Source organism: Lutibacter sp., from assembly GCF_030692605.1.
GTDB lineage: Bacteria > Bacteroidota > Bacteroidia > Flavobacteriales > Flavobacteriaceae > Lutibacter.
Genome location: NZ_JAUYUD010000079.1, coordinates 1 through 2336 on the forward strand (window position 1 = coordinate 1; position 2336 = coordinate 2336).

A 2336-nucleotide genomic window follows, 5' to 3' on the forward strand; every position below is an offset into this window, starting at 1 on the left:
TTATCATCTAATAGTCAGTATTTTATTAATATCATATGTTAGTTGAAGTCAGGTTCTGGCTGTTTTTCCGCCATTACTTGCAACGAGTTTTTATAAGATTTGTGCGACGTAAAAATCGGAGATTTTTCCGCCGTAGCAATATTTTTATTGAATGTTTGTCGGTTTGTACTAGTTCCAATTTGAGCATAAATTTTATGAGGTGTTGGCTAAAGTAGTTCCTTGTTCATATTTTGTTTTTCAGTTCTAAACTTAATCTGTTTTATTTCTCTATTTGTTACAATTTTTATTTTTAAGAATTTTCGCTTTGTTGCTCAATTCCGAAATGATTTAAAAAATCGAAAATCTTTCTCGGTTTGTTCTAATTTTTCGTTTTAAGTTTTTCCGTTTCGTTTTTCAATTCCAACATTTAAATTTAATCGAACCATTTTTTTTCATAGAATTTACGCTAAAATACTAAAATAATTAGAGCTCAAGTGACATTTAATTTACTTACCAGTCTTTTTTACTGTCTTTTTTTGCTCCAGATTCTTTGAGTAAATAATCATTCAAACTTAAAATTAAGTTATTGAAAATCCCTATTATATCTTCAGGATATGAATCTACTGCTTTTATTAATGTTCCATTAGACTTATATAACCATGTATTAGTTTCTAAAGATATTGGCGCCCATCCATCTGCTGAATATTTTTTTGACAATGAGTGTTCTTCTAAACTAATTGGGTCAAATTTTAACTTTCCATCTTTAAAGGATATTTCAATACTATAACGACCATCCATAACATTTGACATACCCAACACTTTATATTTAAAAGCATTTTCTTTAAAACCATTAAAGCGTAGTTTTTCATTTTCAAATTTTGCTTTTATAACTTCGTCAGGGTTTACATAACTTTCTTTTATCCAATCAATAGTTTTGTTGTATAACTCATTTTGATTTAAACTGTCTATTTCTATAACAACATAATCTGTTAAGCCTTTTTCAGAGTAAGTAAATTTCTCTTGAGCAATGATGTTAATTGTTAATAATACAAATGAAATAATTGTAATTGTCTTTTTCATAATTTTTATTGTTTTAAATTTGAAATTTGTCGGTTTACTATCACTAGATTTTTAATGAATTTTTCTATTTTAATAATTTCAACTATATTTTGCAATGGGTTTGTATATGATTTGTACGATTTAATAATCAGATATTTTTCGCTATAGTAATATTGTTATTGAATGTTTGTCAGTTTGTACTTTTTTTTATCACTTTTTTTTCAATACTTTCAATTAACTCCTGAAATCTATCATAATAATAAGTTTCAATTCCATTATTTTTCCATTTAATTTCAATTAAAGGAATATCAAATTCTTTGGAATATTTATCAAGTGTTTTTTTTTGATTTTCATTCGCATAGCTTGATACAAAGATTGCTTTAATACTGTTCTCGATATTAAGTCCCATATAGTGGTCTAATTGGTTTTTATACATATTCAAACAACTTTGTTCTTTTTTAAACAAAGTACATATTTTGTATTCATTTTCATCAATGTAATCTTTATGTTTCCAAAACAGCTCATTTTCAATTCTATCAATCATTTTCTTTTCATAGTCCTCGCTTCCTATTTCATTAAAACTATTGACAGAAACATCATTCGTTTTTAATGATAATTCATAATAGGTAAGATACTCAACATCTGAATTGCCTTTTTTTATCAATTCTAAATTATTGTTTTTTTCTATGATTTTCTTTTTAGAAAATGCTATACAAACACCAGTATAGTTGTCTCCATATTGCTCCCACATTCTTGGCTTCGCAAAACCAAAATCTTCGTATTGAATTGAAAAATTCCAAAAATTAGCAGTTTGTAATTTATTCTTGCAAAAGCAAACTTGAACATAATCTTTTATGCGAGTTTCGACATTTTCTAACATCTTATTTATTTGTTCTGAATGCTGTTTATGCATTTCGTCACTATTTGTTTTGTCGCCATACCAAGAGCTATAAATACCATATCTAGGAAATTTTTCTATTGGGTCCGTGGAAGCTTTTATATGAGTTAATTTTAGTCGATTATTAAAAAGAATATAATCGATAGCTGTTGCTGTTTTAGTATAATGAAAAATAATATCCTCGCAGTAGATATCCTTTAAAAAAGTGTTTAAATTTTTCATAGTTTTTCAATTATTTTTTTCATCCGCTATTTTAGCCAACGGGTTAGAATATGAAAAGTTGCGATTATGAAAACGCAATTTTCCGATGTTTAAATGTAATATAATTAAATTTTAGAATCATTCTATTTAGTTGATTAAGCAATTTTTTATATGCATTGTTGGCATTTTGTGCTTTATT

2 protein-coding genes are annotated in these 2336 nt (G+C 26.3%); both read right to left on the reverse strand.

Going from position 1 to position 2336, the window contains the following annotated elements; genetic code table 11:
* Nucleotides 1–489: 489 nt before the first annotated feature.
* A complete protein-coding gene (locus Q8S45_RS07260) occupies nt 490–1059 on the reverse strand; it encodes a DUF4468 domain-containing protein (protein ID WP_305602973.1) in 570 nt (189 codons plus the stop codon).
* Between the two features lie 169 nt (nt 1060–1228).
* Nucleotides 1229–2158 carry a DUF2971 domain-containing protein gene (locus tag Q8S45_RS07265; protein ID WP_305602977.1) on the reverse strand — a complete coding sequence of 310 codons (930 nt, stop codon included), beginning with the start codon at nt 2156–2158 and terminating at the stop codon, nt 1229–1231.
* Nucleotides 2159–2336 lie beyond the last annotated feature (178 nt).